General features: G+C 75.0%; 2 protein-coding genes and 1 pseudogene. 2 read left to right on the plus strand and 1 reads right to left on the minus strand.

The window, feature by feature from the left end; genetic code table 11:
• A partial coding sequence (locus AOK00_RS40985) for an FHA domain-containing protein (RefSeq protein ID WP_254047620.1) occupies positions 1–808 on the plus strand: 808 nt, incomplete at its 5' end.
• Here AOK00_RS40985 and AOK00_RS35045 read toward each other — a convergent pair.
• On the minus strand, positions 789–1,763 hold the full coding sequence (locus AOK00_RS35045; protein ID WP_055604157.1) for a methyltransferase domain-containing protein: 975 nt from the start codon (positions 1,761–1,763) through the stop codon (positions 789–791). The two genes, AOK00_RS40985 and AOK00_RS35045, sit on opposite strands and share 20 nt — an antisense overlap.
• Positions 1,764–1,848: 85 nt before the next feature.
• Here AOK00_RS35045 and AOK00_RS40990 point away from each other — a divergent pair.
• A pseudogene (locus AOK00_RS40990) lies at positions 1,849–1,963 on the plus strand (globin); the annotation flags it as partial.

Consider the following 1,963-nt stretch of genomic DNA (forward strand, 5'->3'; position numbering starts at 1 on the left):
GGCCCCGCCGCAGCGCCCGCCGGCGCAGCAGCCGCCCGGCCCGGCCGGTCAGGGCGACCCCTTCGGTCCGCCGCCCGGTCAGCAGCCGCCCGCGCCTCCGGCGTACCTCCAGACCCCGTCGGCTCCGCCGTCCGCGCCCCCGGGCGCTCCGGCCCAGGCCCCGGCGCCGCCCGCGCCGCCGCAGCCGCGCGCGGACGACGACTGGGTGCTCTCGCCGCCGTCGCAGCACCAGGCACCGCCGCAGCCTCCCCAGCACCAGGCACCGCCGCAGCACCAGGGGCCGCCGCAGCCTCCGCAGCACCAGGGGCCGCCGCAGCACATGGCACCACCGCCGCCACAGCAGCAGCAGCAGCAGCAGTTCCAGGCTCCCCCGCAGCAGCAGTTCCAGCCGCCGCGGCAGCCGCTGACCTGGACCGCGGTCATCGGTCCGGACCGCGAGTACTTCATGGCGATGATGCAGCGCAGCGGCCCGGAGGCGGGTGGGCTGAACCTGCCCGCGTACTCGCCGGACAAGCACCTGCCGCTCCAGGGCAACCAGATCTCCATCGGCCGCCGCCGGCACTCCACCGGCGAGTCCCCGGACATCGACCTGGCGGTGCCGCCGGAGGACCCGGGCGTCTCGCACCAGCACGCCGTGCTCGTGCAGCAGCCGGACGGTTCGTGGGCGGTGGTGGACCAGAACTCCACCAACGGCACCACGATCAACGGCGGCGAGGAGCCGATCCAGCCCTACGTTCCCGTCCAGCTCCAGGACGGCGACCGGGTGCACGTCGGCGCCTGGACGACGATCACGATCCGCGTGGGCTGAACCCCTCTCGGAGCAGCGGCCAGGCGTACGGCCCTCCGGGGTCGTCCAGCCAGGCCCACTGCCGCTCGCCGCTGACCGTCACACCGAAGCGCTCCCGTTCCGGCCGCCCCTCGCGCAGCCAGAGCGAGAGCGCTTCGTTCCTGTCCAGGGCCTGGTCGACCAGCCCCCAGAAGAAGCGGAAACGCTCGTCCCCGGCCGGGCCGTGGCGCGGGGCCCGTCCCGCGGCGCCCCGCAGCGCCACGAAGTACGCCGAGGTCGCGAGGAAGCGTCCCTCCGCATGGGTGACGTCGCGCACCCGCAGCAGCAGGAGCCCGGTGGAGAGCGGGGCGAGCACCAGGGCGCCGGGCCTGCACTGGGCGAGCCAGGCATACGGGACCGAGGGGATCGCGCAGGTCGCCACGATCCGGTCGAAGGGGGCGCGCTCCGGGCAGCCGCGGGCTCCGTCGGCGGCGACCACGGTGGGCCGGTACCCGGCGGCGGCCAGATGGGTCCGGGCGGACTCGGCGATCTCCTCGTCCAGGTCGACGGTGGTCACGTGCTCCGCGCCGAGACGGTGGCAGAGCAGGGCGGCGTGGTATCCGGTCCCGGCGCCGATCTCCAGGACGTCGTCGCCCTCGCGGACGTCGAGGGCGTCCAGCATCAGGGCCATCAGGGAGGGCTGACTGGCGGAGGAGACCAGCTCGCCGTCCCGTACCCGGGTGGCGATCGCGGTGTCCGCGTAGGCCCCGCTCAGCCAGCGCTCCCGCCGCTCGGGCTCGGGGTCACCGGACCAGAGCCGCTCGTAGCCGCCGGTGCCGGGCACGAAGTAGTAGGGCACGAAGCGATGGCGTGGGACCTCGGCGAAGGCCTGCCGCCAGCGGGCGTCGGCCGGCACGCCCTCGGCCTCGATCTCCCGCACGAGCGCCTGCCGCGCCCGCGCGCCGGCCTCGGCGAACTCGTCCCGCCGCTCACCCATGCCTCCACTGTCCCGCCGCCCGGGGGCCCCGGCGAACGGTCCTGGACCTCAAGTCCTAGGGCGGGGCATCTGAGACGATGGAATGGTGAACGAGATTCCCGGGGAAACAGTGCAGGAGCAGACCTTCTACGAGCAGGTCGGCGGCGAGGAGACCTTCCGCCGTCTGGTCCGCCGTTTCTACGAGGGCGTCGCGGCGGACC

This window comes from Streptomyces aureus (genome assembly GCF_001418135.1).
Lineage (GTDB): Bacteria > Actinomycetota > Actinomycetes > Streptomycetales > Streptomycetaceae > Streptomyces > Streptomyces aureus_A.

What these genes read in the sequence shown, in the direction of transcription:
- AOK00_RS35045 (WP_055604157.1), bottom strand. Translation starts at nt 1,763, where the DNA reads ATGGGTGAGCGGCGGGACGAGTTCGCCGAGGCCGGCGCGCGGGCGCGG.